General features: G+C 64.6%; 13 protein-coding genes. 9 read left to right on the forward strand and 4 right to left on the reverse strand.

Features of this window, described 5'->3' with window-relative positions:
- Positions 1–2 precede the first annotated feature (2 nt).
- The 5 genes from ACN9MU_RS02995 to ACN9MU_RS03015 are packed head-to-tail and all read left to right on the forward strand — an operon-like array spanning position 3 to position 5,993.
- The gene (locus ACN9MU_RS02995; RefSeq protein WP_426344863.1) at positions 3–1,217 is read left to right on the forward strand and encodes a TIGR04063 family PEP-CTERM/XrtA system glycosyltransferase; all 1,215 of its coding nucleotides are present in this window, start codon (positions 3–5) and stop codon (positions 1,215–1,217) included.
- Positions 1,214–2,359, forward strand: a complete 1,146-nt coding sequence (locus ACN9MU_RS03000; RefSeq protein ID WP_426320404.1) for a glycosyltransferase family 4 protein — start codon at positions 1,214–1,216, stop codon at positions 2,357–2,359. The genes ACN9MU_RS02995 and ACN9MU_RS03000 overlap by 4 nt, the downstream gene beginning before the upstream one ends.
- A complete protein-coding gene (locus ACN9MU_RS03005; protein ID WP_426344133.1) occupies positions 2,356–3,726 on the forward strand; it encodes a phenylacetate--CoA ligase family protein in 1,371 nt (456 codons plus the stop codon). Before ACN9MU_RS03000 ends, ACN9MU_RS03005 begins: the two co-directional genes overlap by 4 nt.
- Positions 3,727–3,739: 13 nt before the next feature.
- Entirely contained in the window at positions 3,740–5,032 is a 1,293-nt protein-coding gene (locus ACN9MU_RS03010; RefSeq protein ID WP_426320408.1) for a putative O-glycosylation ligase, exosortase A system-associated, read from the forward strand.
- Positions 5,022–5,993 (forward strand): polysaccharide deacetylase family protein, encoded by a 972-nt coding sequence (locus ACN9MU_RS03015; protein ID WP_426344134.1) that lies wholly within the window; start codon positions 5,022–5,024, stop codon positions 5,991–5,993. Before ACN9MU_RS03010 ends, ACN9MU_RS03015 begins: the two co-directional genes overlap by 11 nt.
- On the opposite strand, the gene ACN9MU_RS03020 is transcribed toward ACN9MU_RS03015, so the two are convergent.
- Positions 5,990–6,307 carry a hypothetical protein gene (locus ACN9MU_RS03020; RefSeq protein ID WP_426344135.1) on the reverse strand — a complete coding sequence of 106 codons (318 nt, stop codon included), beginning with the start codon at positions 6,305–6,307 and terminating at the stop codon, positions 5,990–5,992. The two genes, ACN9MU_RS03015 and ACN9MU_RS03020, sit on opposite strands and share 4 nt — an antisense overlap.
- 62 nt (positions 6,308–6,369) lie before the next feature.
- Here ACN9MU_RS03020 and ACN9MU_RS03025 point away from each other — a divergent pair, with 62 nt between their 5' ends.
- Both ACN9MU_RS03025 and ACN9MU_RS03030 read left to right on the forward strand, forming a co-directional pair.
- Positions 6,370–6,627 carry a MoaD/ThiS family protein gene (locus tag ACN9MU_RS03025; RefSeq protein ID WP_426344136.1) on the forward strand — a complete coding sequence of 86 codons (258 nt, stop codon included), beginning with the start codon at positions 6,370–6,372 and terminating at the stop codon, positions 6,625–6,627.
- 1 nt (position 6,628) lies between these two features.
- Entirely contained in the window at positions 6,629–7,717 is a 1,089-nt protein-coding gene (locus ACN9MU_RS03030) for a WD40/YVTN/BNR-like repeat-containing protein (RefSeq protein WP_426167347.1), read from the forward strand.
- Here ACN9MU_RS03030 and ACN9MU_RS03035 read toward each other — a convergent pair.
- Entirely contained in the window at positions 7,710–8,321 is a 612-nt protein-coding gene (locus ACN9MU_RS03035) for a TetR/AcrR family transcriptional regulator (RefSeq protein WP_426320413.1), read from the reverse strand. The two genes, ACN9MU_RS03030 and ACN9MU_RS03035, sit on opposite strands and share 8 nt — an antisense overlap.
- Before the next feature lie 115 nt (positions 8,322–8,436).
- On the opposite strand from ACN9MU_RS03035, the gene ACN9MU_RS03040 reads away from it, so the two are divergent.
- Together ACN9MU_RS03040 and ACN9MU_RS03045 are read left to right on the forward strand one after the other, a co-directional pair.
- On the forward strand, positions 8,437–9,432 hold the full coding sequence (locus ACN9MU_RS03040; protein WP_426344864.1) for an MBL fold metallo-hydrolase: 996 nt from the start codon (positions 8,437–8,439) through the stop codon (positions 9,430–9,432).
- Between the two features lie 96 nt (positions 9,433–9,528).
- Positions 9,529–10,548, forward strand: a complete 1,020-nt coding sequence (locus ACN9MU_RS03045; RefSeq protein WP_426344137.1) for a TonB family protein — start codon at positions 9,529–9,531, stop codon at positions 10,546–10,548.
- Between the two features lie 42 nt (positions 10,549–10,590).
- On the opposite strand, the gene ACN9MU_RS03050 is transcribed toward ACN9MU_RS03045, so the two are convergent.
- Positions 10,591–10,908: a hypothetical protein gene (locus ACN9MU_RS03050; RefSeq protein ID WP_426167353.1), complete on the reverse strand. Its 318-nt coding sequence runs from the start codon at positions 10,906–10,908 to the stop codon at positions 10,591–10,593.
- A 165-nt stretch (positions 10,909–11,073) separates the two neighbouring features.
- On the reverse strand, positions 11,074–13,530 hold the full coding sequence (locus ACN9MU_RS03055) for a TonB-dependent receptor (RefSeq protein ID WP_426344138.1): 2,457 nt from the start codon (positions 13,528–13,530) through the stop codon (positions 11,074–11,076).
- Positions 13,531–13,550: the final 20 nt, after the last annotated feature.

Genomic DNA, 13,550 nt, shown 5'->3' on the forward strand with positions numbered 1-13,550 from the left:
GTATCCGTATCCTGCACGTGCTGGACCATTCGATCCCGCTGCACAGCGGCTATACCTTCCGCACGCGTTCCATTTTGCAGGCCCAGCGCGCGCGCGGCTGGCAGACCTTCCATATCACCAGCCCGAAACAGGGCGCAAGCGGCGCGCCGCGCGAGACGGTCGACGGCCTGGAGTTCTACCGCACGCCGCCGGCCAGCGGGCCGCTGGCGCAACTGCCGGTGCTGAACCAGGTGGCGGTGATCAACGCCCTGGCGGCACGCCTGCTGGAAGTGGCGCAGGAAGTGAAGCCCGACGTGCTGCACGCGCATTCGCCGGCGCTGAATGCGGTGGCCGCGCTGCGCGTGGGCCGCAAGCTCGGCATTCCTGTCGTGTACGAGATCCGCGCCTTCTGGGAAGACGCCGCGGTCGACCACGGCACCAGCAAGGAGTGGGGCTTGCGCTACCGCCTGACGCGCGCCATGGAAACCTGGGCCCTGCAACGCGTCGATGCCGCCACCACGATTTGCGAAGGCTTGCGCAGCGAGATCATCGGGCGCGGCATCCCGGCCAAGAAAATCGAAGTGATCCCGAACGCCGTCGATATCGGCGACTTCTCGGTCGGCGGCGCGCGCGACGAAGCGCTGGCGCGGCAACTGGGCCTGGAAGGCAAGACCGTGCTGGGCTTCATCGGGTCCTTCTATGCCTACGAGGGACTGGACATCCTGCTCAACGCCCTGCCGGCCATGCTGGCGCAGCGCCAGGAGATCCGCGTGCTGCTGGTCGGCGGCGGGCCGCAGGACGCCGCGCTGCGCGCACAGGCCCAGGCGCTCGGCATCGGCGACAAGGTGGTCTTCACCGGCCGCGTGCCGCACAGCGAAGTGCAGCGCTACTACAACCTGGTGGACGTGCTGTGCTACCCGCGCCACAAGATGCGCCTGACCGACCTGGTGACGCCGCTCAAGCCGCTGGAAGCCATGGCGCAGGGCCGCCTGCTGGTGGCCTCGGACGTGGGCGGCCACAAGGAACTGATCGACGACGGCCGCACCGGCGTGCTGTTTACCGCCGGCGACGCCGCATCGTTGTCGCAGCAGGTGCTGGCGTTGCTGGAAGCGCCGCAGACATGGCAGGAGTTCCGCCAGTCGGGGCGCCGCTTTGTGGAGGAAGAACGCAACTGGACCGCCAGCGTGGCGCGCTACCGCAACGTGTACGGCAGCATCACGGAGAAAGCACTGGCATGAACGCGCCGCAGCAAGCATTCGCCGCCGTGCCGCGCGCCGAGGAGGCGCCGGAAGTGCAACGCATTGCCCTGGTCGGGCCGCTGCCGCCGCCTTCCGGCGGCATGGCCAACCAAGCCTTGCAGCTGGCCGGCTTGCTGCGCGAGGCCGGCATCGCGGTCGACTTCGTCCAGACCAACGCGCCGTACCGCCCGGCCTGGGCCGGCAAGGTGCGCGGCGTGCGCGCCCTGTTCCGCATGCTGCCGTATGTGGCAAGCCTGTGGCGCGCCGCCGGGCGCGTGCAGGTGTTCCATGTGATGGCCAATTCCGGCTGGTCCTGGCACCTGTTTGCCGCGCCGGCGATCTGGATCGCGCACCTGCGCGGCACGCCGGTGGTGGTCAATTACCGCGGCGGCGAGGCTGCCAACTTCCTCAAGCAGGCTGCGGCCTGGATGCGCCCCAGCCTGCGCCGCTGCGCCGCCCTGGCCGTGCCGTCGGGCTTCCTGGCGCACGTCTTCGGCCAGCACGGCATCGATTCCGTGGTGGTGCCCAATATCGTCAACCTGGAGCGCTTTGCCGCCGACGCGGCGCCGCGCGCGCGCGGCGCCTTGCGCCTGCTGGTGGCGCGCAACCTGGAAGACATCTACGACAACGCCAGCGCGCTGCGCGCTTTCGCCGTCATCCGGCAAACACATCCCGAGGCCACGCTCACGGTGGCCGGTTCCGGCCCGCTGCGCGGCGAACTTGAACAACTGGCCCAGGGACTGGGCGTGGCGCACGCTGTCCGCTTTACCGGCCGCGTCGATACCGCCGACATGCCGGGCCTGTACCGCAATGCCGACATCATGCTGAATCCCAGCCTGGTCGACAACATGCCCAATTCCGTGCTGGAAGCCCTGGCCAGCGGCGCCCTGGTGGTCAGCACCAACGTCGGCGGCGTGCCCTACGTGGTGGAAGACGGCAAGACCGCGCTGCTGGTGCCGCCGGCCAATCCTGCCGCCATGGCGCAAGCCGTGCTGCGCCTGGCCGAACAACCGGCGCTGGCCGAGGCGTTGCGCAGCGCCGGGCGCGCCAGCGTGGCGCAATATGCCTGGTCCAGCGTCAAGCCGCGCCTGCTGGATGTTTACCGCCAGGCCCTGGCAAGCAAAGGAGGGCGCCGCCCATGATGTACACCGCCCTGGTTTCCGGCGTGCTGTTCCCGCTGCATGAAAAGCTCAAGAAGCACAGCAGCGTGGCCGTGCGCCGCCATATGGAGCAGACCCAGTACTGGCCGCCGGCCCGGCTGCAGGAATTGCAGATCGAACGCTTGCGCGCCCTGCTGCTGCGCGCCCAGCAGCAGGTGCCGTATTACCGCGCAGCCTTTGCCCGCATCGGCTTCGATGCCGCGCGCGACTTCAAAGGCGTGGCGGACCTGGTGCGCCTGCCGCTGCTGGACAAGGCAACGATCCGCGAAAACATCGAAACGCTGAAAGCCGACGATGCCCGGAACCTGGTGCGCTACAACACCGGCGGCTCCACCGGTGCGCCGCTGACCTTCTTCGTCGGGCGCCACCGCGTCAGCCACGACGTGGCCGCCAAGTGGCGCGCCACGCGCTGGTGGAATGTCGATATCGGCGACCGCGAGATCGTGATCTGGGGCTCGCCCATCGAATTGAGTGCGCAGGACCGCGTGCGCATGGTGCGCGACACCCTGATGCGGACCGAATTGATGTCGGCTTTCGCCACCACCGAAGCGGGACTGGACGGCCACGTGGAACGCATCCGCCAGCGCAAGCCGAAGATGCTGTTCGGCTATCCGACCGTGCTGGCGCGCATTGCCTCGCATGCCGAGGACAAGGGCATCCGGCTCGACAAGCTGGGCATCCGCGTTGCCTTCGTCACTTCCGAATGCCTGTACCCCTCGCAGCGCGAGCAGATCGAGCGCGTGTTCGGCTGCCCGGTGGCCAACGGCTACGGCGGCCGCGACTCCGGCTTCATCGCCCACCAGTGCCCGGCCGGCAAGCTGCACATCACCAGCGAAGACATCGTGATCGAAGTGCTGGACCCGGAAGGCCGGCAACTGCCGCCCGGCGAATCGGGCGAGATCGTGGTGACGCATTTGCAGTCGGGCGATTTCCCCTTCATCCGCTACCGCACCGGCGACGTCGGCGCGCTGGACACCGAGCCATGCAGCTGCGGCCGCACCTTGCCGGTGCTCAAGGAAATCCACGGCCGCACCACCGACTTCCTGATCAACCAGGACGGCACCCTGATTCACAGCGCCGCGCTGGCCTACATCATGCGCGACCTGCCGGCGGTGCGCGCCTTCAAGGTGATCCAGGAAACGCTGGACTGGACCCGCGTGCAGATCGTGTACGACGGCCTGTTCGACGACAAGGCGCGGCAGGCGGTCGAAGCCGGCTTCCATGCGCGCATGGGCGAGCAGGTGAAGATCGACGTGGAACTGGTGCCGGAAATCCTGCCGGAAAAGAGCGGCAAATACCGCTATTGCGTGACCAAGCTGGAGACCCCATGGAACGCCTTGACCAAGTAAGCCGGGAGGCGCCATGCGCGACATAATCATTACCCTGATCGTATTCGGCTCGCTGCCGTTCGTTTTCAAGCGCCCCTTTTATGGCGCCGTGCTGTGGATCTGGATCAGCGTGATGAACCCGCACACACAGAGCTGGGGCTGGGCGCAAAGCATGCCGTTCGCCGCCATCATCGCGGGGACCACGGTGCTGGCAATGATGGCCAGGCCGAGAGAGGTGAAGTTTCCGAATACCACCCTGACCTGGCTCCTGGTGGCGTTTACGGGCTGGATGTGCCTGACGACCCTGTTTGCCATCGGCCCGGAAAACCCGCTGCCGCTGCTGAACAAGGTCGTGAAGATCATGCTCATGACCCTGGTCGTGGCCATGCTGGTGCGCACCCGCAGGGACATTGAAATGGTGGTGTGGGCCATCGTGGTCTCGCTGGGCTTCTATGGCGTGAAGGGCGGCCTGTTTACCATCCGCAGCGCCGGCGCCTACCGCGTGTGGGGACCGACCGGCACCTTCATCGAAGGCAATAACGAGATCGCGCTGGCCCTGATCATGGTGGTGCCGCTGATGCTGTTCCTGGGCGGCCTGATCACCAGCAAATGGGGCAAACGCGCCATGTGGGCTGCAGCCGGATTGTGCGTGCTGGCCGCCCTGGGCTCCTATTCCCGCGGCGCGGCAGTAGCGCTGGCAGCCATGCTCGGCTTCCTCTGGCTGAAGAGCCAGGAAAAGTTGAAGCTGGGCGCATTGATGGTGGTGCTGGCGCCGCTGGCGCTGGTGTTCATGCCGGAACAATGGCACAGCCGGATCGATACCATCAACACTTACGAGCAGGACAGCTCGGCGATGGGCCGCATCAATGCCTGGAAGATGGCCATCAACCTGGCCAACGACCATCCGCTGTTTGGCGGCGGCTACCAGATCTACAACAAGTTCATCTTCCAGCTCTACGCGCCCAATCCGGACGATATCCACGCCGCCCACAGCATCTATTTCCAGGTGCTGGGTGAACACGGCTATGTTGGCCTGGCGCTCTTCCTGCTGTTGTATCTCGTGGTCTGGCGCAACGGGACCTGGGTGATCAGGCACGCCGGCGAGCTGCCTGAACTGGAATGGACCATCCGGCTGGTGCGCATGCTGCAGGTGAGCCTGATCGGCTTCATGGTTGGCGGCGCCTTCCTCAGCCTGGCCTATTTCGACGTGCCTTACTACATCATGGTGATCATGGTGGCGACCCGCCTGCTGGTACAGAAAACCTTGAAAGAACAGGCGGCGCAAGCGCCCGCCGCGCTTGAAAAGGAGGCGGAAAGTGTGGCTTAAGCGGCAACTGGAACGGGGCGCCTTGTCGCTGCTGTCCGGCGGCGGCAGGCGTGCGCCGGCCATCCTGATTTACCACCGCGTGCTGCCGGCGCAGGACCCGCTGTTCCCGGGCGAGGTGCATCGCGAACAGTTCGAGCGCCAGCTTTGCTGGCTCAAGTCGCGCTTCAATGTGCTGCCGCTGCTGGATGCGGTGCGGCTGGCTGCCGAGGGCAGGCTGCCCGCGCGCAGCGCCTGCATCACCTTCGACGACGGGTATGCCGACAATGCCGAAGTGGCGCTGCCCCTGCTGCAGAAGCATGGCTTGCACGCGAGCTTCTTTATTGCCACCGGCTTCCTGGATGGCGGCCGCATGTGGAACGATACCGTGATCGAAGCAGTGCGGCGCGCGCCGGGCGAGGTGTTCGATGCCAGCGCGCTCGGCCTGGGACGCCACGCCATCGATAGCTGGGAGGCGCGCCGCAGCACCATCGGCGCCCTGATCGGCCAGCTCAAATACCTGCCGATGGAACAGCGCCTGCAGCAGGTCGGCAAGGTGGCCGCCCTTTCCGGCGCAGAGCTGCCGCGCGACCTGATGATGAGCGGCGCGCAGTTGCGCAAGATGCATGCGGCCGGCATGGGCATCGGCGGCCACACGGTCAACCACCCGATCCTGGCGCGCTTGCCGGCCGCGGAGGCGCGGCAGGAAATCGCGCAGGGCAGGGCGGCGCTGGAAGCGGCGCTCGATGCGCCGGTGCGCGCGTTCGCCTACCCGAACGGCAAGCCGGGCCAGGACTACCTGCCCGAGCATGTCGCCATGGTGCGCGAGATGGGCTTTGAGGTTGCCGTGTCGACCTCGTGGGGCGCCAGCCGCGGTGAAACGGACTGGTACCAGCTGCCGCGCTTCACGCCGTGGGATCAGGGCATCGGCAAGTTCGGCCTGCGCCTAGCGCGCAATATGCTGCAGCCGGCAGAACGCGTCTAACCGGCGTCGCCGTCGCCCTTGCGCAGGCGCGACAGCAGGGCCGCAGCCTGGTCATTGAGCGGCAGGCCGTGGCGCCTGAGCAGCTGTACGTGCAGCACCAGGTTCTCCAGCACCAGCTTGGCCGCCACCGCCAGCAAGGTCAGGCGGCGGTCTTCTTCGCTGAAGCTTTCCATGGTGTCGGCCATTTTGCACAAATGGTTGGCGACCAGTTCGCGCAATTCCTGCTCATCGAACGGCAGGTCGGCAAAATCGATCGGGTCTTCCTGCTCCACTTCGTGCATCAACTGCTCGAGTTCCTGCGGGGTGATGCCCATGTGTGGCTCCGGTTATGCACACGAGTTTATTGTAGGCCAAAGCACGCTAGAATAGCTTTCCCATGGCCCAGATCATCTTTACCCAGCAGTTGGCGCGCTTCCTGCCGGTTCCGACGTTGGAAACCCAGGCGGGCACGTTGCGCGCAGCGCTGGACGGGGCCTTTGCCGCAAATCCGCGCCTGGGGGCCTACGTCCTGGACGAACAGGGCCGCCTGCGTGCCAACGTCGTGGTGTTCATCGACGGCAAGCGCAGTGAGCTCGACGAGCCGCTGCGCAGTGATTCCAGGATCCACGTGCTGCAAGCCCTATCGGGAGGATGACATGGCAGACCGCGCTTTTATTGCAAGCCGCAAGGGCTTGTTCGAGCTGGCTTACCGCAATGGCGCATGGGCGCTGGAGGAAGACAAGTCCTTCTTCGGCGACCCGGTATCGATGGTGCTGTACGACGCGCGCGATGGCGCCACGTATGCTTGCCTGAACCTGGGGCACTTCGGCGCCAAGCTTCACCGGCGCGATGCCGGCAGCGCGCAGTGGCAGGAAATCGCAGTGCCGGCCTATCCGCCCAAGCCGCAGGACAGTAGCGACAAGGTCGACTGGACCCTGAAGCAGATCTGGTCGCTCGAAGCAGGCGGCCCGGACCAGCCCGGGGTGCTGTGGGCCGGCACCTTGCCCGGCGGCCTGTTCCGTTCCGGCGACCGCGGCGAAAGCTGGCAACTGGTGGAAGCGCTGTGGCAAGTGCCGGAGCGCGCGCAATGGTTTGGCGGCGGCTACGACGTGCCGGGCATCCACAGCATTTGCGTCGACCCGCGCGACAGCAATGCAGTGCTGGTCGGCGTATCGTGCGGCGGCGCCTGGCTGACGCGCGACGGCGGCGCGAGCTGGCAGCTGCGCACCCAGGGCATGGCTGCGCGCTACATGCCGCCCGAGATGCAGGATGCCGGGGCGGTGCAGGACCCGCATCGCATCGTGCGCTGTACAGCCGAGCCGGACGTGCTGTGGTGCCAGCACCATAACGGCATCTGGCAGTCGCGCAATAACGCGGAGAGCTGGGAAGAAGTTACGGCGCCGCTGTCGAGCTTCGGCTTTGCGGTGGCGGTGCATCCGCGCGACGGCAGGACCGCCTGGTTCGTGCCGGCCGTGGCCGACCAGCAGCGGGTGCCGGTGGAAGCGGCGCTGGCGGTCAACCGCACTGCCGACGGCGGCGCCAGTTTCAGCACCCTGCGCAGCGGGCTGCCGCAGGAACATTGCTATGACCTGGTGTACCGCCACGGGCTGGCGGTGGCGGACGATGGCAAGACCTTGCTGATGGCCTCGACCACCGGCGGGGCCTGGCTGTCGACCAACGGCGGCGAGCACTGGCAAACCATTTCCACCACGCTGCCGCCGGTGTACGCGGTACGCTTCAACTAAGGCCGTAATAGGACAGGAACATTTCGACGGTGGCGGTGATGACCGCCTCCTGTTCCTGCGGCGTCAGCGGCGCCTTGCCCATCGCCACTTGCGGCCAGAGGGCGAACGACTTCAACTGGCCTTGCAGCATGTGCGACATGAAGGCCGGATCGCCCGCCTTCAGCACCTTGTCTTCCTGCGCCGCGCGCAGGAAGCTGGCCACGCCTTCTTCCTTCTTGCCCAGTTTGGTCATCATGTCGCCGGCGCGCTGCGGCGCGTGGATGGCTTCCGCAATGGCCACGCGCACCAGGTCGAGGAAGTAGTCGTCGCGCAGCATGGCCATTTTCTGGCGCATCAGTTCGAGCAATTGCGGCTTGAGCGGCTTGCCTTGCTGGTAGCCGATGGCATTCAGGGCGGCACTGCAATCCCACAGTTCCTGCAGGATCTGCTCGAACAGCTCGTCCTTGCTGGCGAAGTGGTTGTAGACGGTGCGTTTGGAAACGCCGGCCTCGGCCGCGATGCGGTCCATGCTGGTGGCTTCGAAACCGCGCGCACGGAATTCGGCGATGGCGGCCGTGATGATGGCGGCGCGCTTGCGGTCGGTGAGTTTGTCGGGTTGGTTCATAAAGAATATTTTACACCGGGTAGTTTACTTTTCCCAAAACAGAAACTACACTGTGTAGTGTAAATTTTCTGAACTGAACATGAAACGAACCCTGCTGATTGGAGCGATCTTCATCATGACTTGCCTTGCATTCAACGCCGCTGATTCTCGCCCTGCATACCGCAATGACGCGCCGCGCCAGCAGCCGGGTTTCCTGAAAATGCTCAAGGTGCTGTGGGACTTCACCTTCAACAAACCGGCCGATACCGTGCCGGCGCAAGCCTTGCCAGTGCGAGCGCTCACTAGCGAGCAGCTGCTGGCAGCGCCTGACAACAGCCTGTTCCGCCTGGGGCATTCGAGCATCCTGTTGAAGCTCAACGGCGAGTTCTGGCTGACCGATCCGGTGTTTTCCAAGCGCGCCTCGCCGGTGCAGTGGGCTGGTCCGGCCCGCTTCCACGCGCCGCCGATCAGCATTGCCGAACTGCCGCCGATCAAGGGCGTAATCCTGTCGCACAACCATTACGACCACCTCGATTACGCCGCCATCCGCGAACTCGAAGCGAAGACCGAATACTTCCTGGCGCCGTTGGGCGTGGGCGACACCCTGGTGTCCTGGGGTGTTCCTGCGGCCAAGGTGCAGCAACTGGGCTGGTGGCAGTCGGCCACGGCCGGCAGCCTGAAGCTCACCGCCACCCCGGCCCAGCATTTTTCCGGACGCACGCTGTGGGACAGCAACAAGACCCTGTGGGCCTCGTGGGTGATCGAGAGCGGCAGCCTGAAAGTGTTTTTCAGTGGCGATACCGGCTACTTCAAGGGCTTCCGCGAGATTGGCGAGCGCTTTGGCCCCTTCGACCTGACGCTGATGGAAACCGGCGCCTACGACCCGAACTGGCCGGACATCCACATGCAGCCGAAGGAAACCATGCAGGCCCACATCGACCTGCGCGGCAAGGTCATGCTGCCGATCCACAACGGCACCTTCGACCTGGCCATGCATAGCTGGGACGACCCGTTCGAAAAGATCACGGCCCTGGCCGCCGCCCGCGGCCAAACCCTGGCGACGCCGATGATCGGCGAAGCCCTCGCTATCGCCCAACCGCAGGCCACCGGCGCCTGGTGGAGGATGCCATGAAACCCTACCAGCAGTTTTTGAGAATGTGGCCCATTCCGCAGCAAGCGGAGTCGTGTTACAGTGAGGAAAATGTTAACCTCATGACAAGTGACTACCATGACCTTACTGAAAGTCTTGCCAGCCCTGCTGGCCAGTCTGGCTATTCTTCCTGCCCAGGCGGAAGGGGTCGGACGTATCGACCGGAGCGTCACGAAGCAGATCTCCGCTGACCTGAAGACTTGCGCCAAACCCGAATGGCCGAAGGAAGCACTGCGCAAGGAGCAAGGCGGGACGGTCATCCTGGCCTTCCTGATTGGCCTGGACGGCAAGGTGCTGGAATCGCGCGTTGAAAAGTCGAGTGGCCATGTCCAGCTGGACCTGGCGGCGCAGGATGGGCTGGCCAAGTGCGCATTCACGCCGCCTGAGAGCGTAGGCCGCACTGAACCGACCTGGACCAAGATGCAGTATGTCTGGACCATCGAGCCCAAAAAGACGCCCGCACAACTGCAAGCCATCTTCGAAAAGGACAAAGCCTTGGCGCTGCAAGGCGACGCTGAAGCCATGTACCGCCTGAGTGTGGCCTATGCAACTGGCCAGGCTACCGAACGCAATAAAGACGAAGCCATGCGCTGGCTGCGCCAGTCCGCCGAACACGGTTTTTCCCTCGCCCAAGAGGGCTTGGGCAATGTGCTGATGATGGGGAAGCAAACAGAACGGCTTCCCGACGAAGGCTGGGCCTGGATCGAGAAAGCTGCTGCCCAGGGCCGCGCCAGCGCGCAAATGACCTTGGGTATGTCGCTGCTGATCGGGCGGGGCAGGGAGCAAGACCTGACGCGCGGGCGCGAACTGCTGGAAAAATCCGGCGCCCAGGGCAACGCCATGGCCATGGCCGTGCTGGGGACATGGCTGCTGCGTGAAGGCGGTGAGCCGCAGCAGGGCCTGAAGCTGATTGAGGAAGCAGCCGATAAACAGGACCGCATGGCGCAGTTTACCTTGGGCGAGGCGCTGGAAAAGGGCGAGCTACTGCCCCAGGACAACGCTCGCGCCCTGGAGTTGTACCGGCGCTCAGCGGCGGGGGGCTACCGGCCGGCGGTCACTGCACTGGCTCGCCTGCAGCCGCAGGCCCAAAAAAATTGATCAGCTTGTTGCACGCCAGGGCGAGGCTGCGCCCGGGCATGCTCACGCTTGAACATTGATCAGCTTGCCGATCGCCTGGCCGAGGGTATTGACGGTCGGGGGCGTGGGCAGCACGCCGGCTGGGATGCGTTGCCCGATGGCGTAATCAAGGCGAGGCGCTCGCAGCGTTGGCGCTGCCTCGGCTTGGGCGCGTGAGCTGTCCTGTTGTGCCCTGGAGAGGGATTGGGTGTCGAGTTGCAGCTGGGAGCGGCTGGCGTCCAGGCGGTCCTGGTCCCGGGCCACCTGGTCGCGATCGAACTGGACCTTGCGTTCGGCAAAGGCCAAGGCTGTCTGCAGAGCGTTGATGGAGTTCAGGGACACCACGAGTCTACCTTGATAGAGGCCTTTCATTCAGGCATCTTGGTCAGCTTAGGCGAAAAGGTGGGCGAATACTAGAGCTCGCTTTGCAAGGGAAAAAAAGGCGCCGCAGCCTTGGAAAATCCTGCGACGCCCGGAGGGGAACTGGGACTAAGGAGGGTTACGGCATCAGAAACGGTAGGCCAGCGACAGCTCCCAGCTGCGGCCGAACAGTGGGCGGGCATTGATCGGGCCGCTGCCGCCCGTGATCAGGCGCGAGTTGCCTTCGGTCAGGCCAAGTTCGTTGGTGATGTTATTGCCGCTCAGGCGGATTTCGATCTTGTCGCCGATGGTGAACAGTGCGCCCAGGTCTACCGTCTTGTACGAAGGCAGGTATTGCAGGTTGGACTGGTCGGCCCAACGGTCGCCGACATAGGTGTACGTGCCGTACAGCTTGAGCGAATTGTTCTCTCCCATCGCGATGCGGTAGGTCGGCGTGAAGCGGTATTGCAGCTTCGGCTGGCGCTGCACCAGCTTGCCTTCGGTCAGCGGGTTGTCCTTGTACTTCGAATCCTGCCAGTTGCCGGACAGGCTCAGCGACAGGTCGCGGATCGGGCGTACCGCCAGCTCCACTTCCACGCCGTCGCCCTTGGAACCGGACACCGAATTCAGGATGGTGCCATTGGACAGGATCTGCTGGAAGGCGATGCCTTCGAAATCGGTGTGGAAGTAATTGATGTAGGCGCTGTACAGCTGGCCCGCAGTCTTGAAGCCTACCTCGTATTGCTTGATCTTCGGCGTCGGCAGGAAGCTGCGGTCGTCGACCTTGGCCTGGGTGCCGGCATTGCGCAAGTCGTCGAAGGCGATGAAGGTGTGGCCCATATTGGCGCGTGCGAACACGCTCATGTCCTTGGCCAGCTTGTAGTTGCCGCCGACGGTGAAGCTGTTGGCGGAGTCGGTGCGGTTCAGCGCCGTGTTGGAGCCGGTCGGCATCGAGGTATTGTTGTTGTAGACGGTCAGCGGATTGTTGTCGGTGTCGCCCGTGGCCAGGTTGGAGATCGTTGCGTCAAGCTTCTGGCGCTCGCGGCGCACGCCGCCGTCGATCTTGATCTTGTCGTTGACCTTCCACTCGTTGGCGATGAACAGCGCGGTATTGCTGCCGTCATAGGAAGCGACCGGGGCGTAGAACACGCTGCCATCCTTGCCGTTGTTGGACACGATGACGCCGTTATCCAGCTTGACGTTGATCAGGCGCGCATTCGGCACGGCCGTCATCAGGTGGCTGCTGCCCAGGTACCACACGTCGTCCGACGAGTAGTTGGCAAAGTAGCCGCCCACGGTCAGGGTGTTGTCCTTGATCCATTCCTTGCTGACGCGGATTTCGTCAGTGAAGGATTTCAACTTCTTTTCGACTGCCCACAGGCCGGCCTGCACCACTTGCTGGTTGGCCGCGACAGGCGTGCCATCGAGGTAGGTAGCCGTGGCGGTGGCGCCGCCAGTCGCGGCCAGGGCCGCCGTGTTGTAAGCCGACATCGACAAGGGGTTGTTACCGGTGAACATGGCAATGGTGTTCAGGTCGCCGTCGAAGTGGTTGAACTTGTTGGAGACGTTCCAGCCATTGAAGTCCTGCTCGAACTCCATGCCCAGCACGGTGGATTTCAGGCCGCGGCCGTCGCCCAGGTCGTAATTCAAGGTCTTGCCCGGCGCGGCTTCCACGGTGAAACGGCGCATTTCGTTGCTCATCAAGGTGCCTTTGAGCGGATCGAAACCGGGGAATTCGGTGATGGTGCGGCCTTCATCGCTGGAAATCAGCGGCACGCCGGTATAGAAGGCATTCTTGTCGTCGGTGCGGCGCACGTAGAAGGTCGCTTCGCCCTGGTCCAGCTTGCGGGTCAGGGTGGCGGTAACCTGGCCGCCGTCATCGGACGGGAAGCCGGAATCGCGCACGCCGTGGGTGTTGCGGTAGAAGCCGCCGATGGTGCCGTACCAGCCATCGGAGATCTTGCCGCCATAAAAGACGTCAATGCGGCGCAGCTCGCCGGTGCCCGTGGTGAAGCGCACCGAGCCTTCCGGCGTGTCGCTGCCCTTTTTCAGGATGAAGTTCATGGTGGCGCCCGGCTGGCCGCTGGAGAAGATGGTGCTCGGGCCGCCGCGCAGCACTTCCACGCGTTCGATGGTGTCGTCCAGGCGGAAGGCCGAGGAGCCCTCGAAGAAGGACAGGGTGGACACCGGATACAGCGGATTGCCCTGCATTTGCACCGAGACGAAAGGCGAATCGGAGCCGGAGGGGAAGCCGCGCACCTGGATGTTGGCGCCGGACTGGCCGCCGGTCGATTCGGCAAACGCGCCCGGCACCAGCTTCATGACGTCGGCAGTGCTGATCGGAGCCGCTTGCTTGAGCTGTTCTTCCGAGGCGGTGGTGATGGAGAAGGCCGAGTCCAGCTTGCGCACGCCGCGGGCGGAGGCCACGCCGGTCACGACCACTTGCTGGATTTCTTTCTGGACGGCGGCGTCTGCCGCAGCCGGGGCTGGCGCGGCTTCCGCTGCGGCTGGCTGGCCTTCCTGTTCCGCGGCCTGGGCCTGGCCGATCAAGGTCAGTACAGCGATGGAAATGGACGACAACAGGAACTTCCGATGGTTTTTCATACGTGTCTCTTCTTTCGTTT

Source organism: Pseudoduganella sp. R-32 (genome assembly GCF_049913245.1).
Lineage (GTDB): Bacteria > Pseudomonadota > Gammaproteobacteria > Burkholderiales > Burkholderiaceae_D > Rugamonas.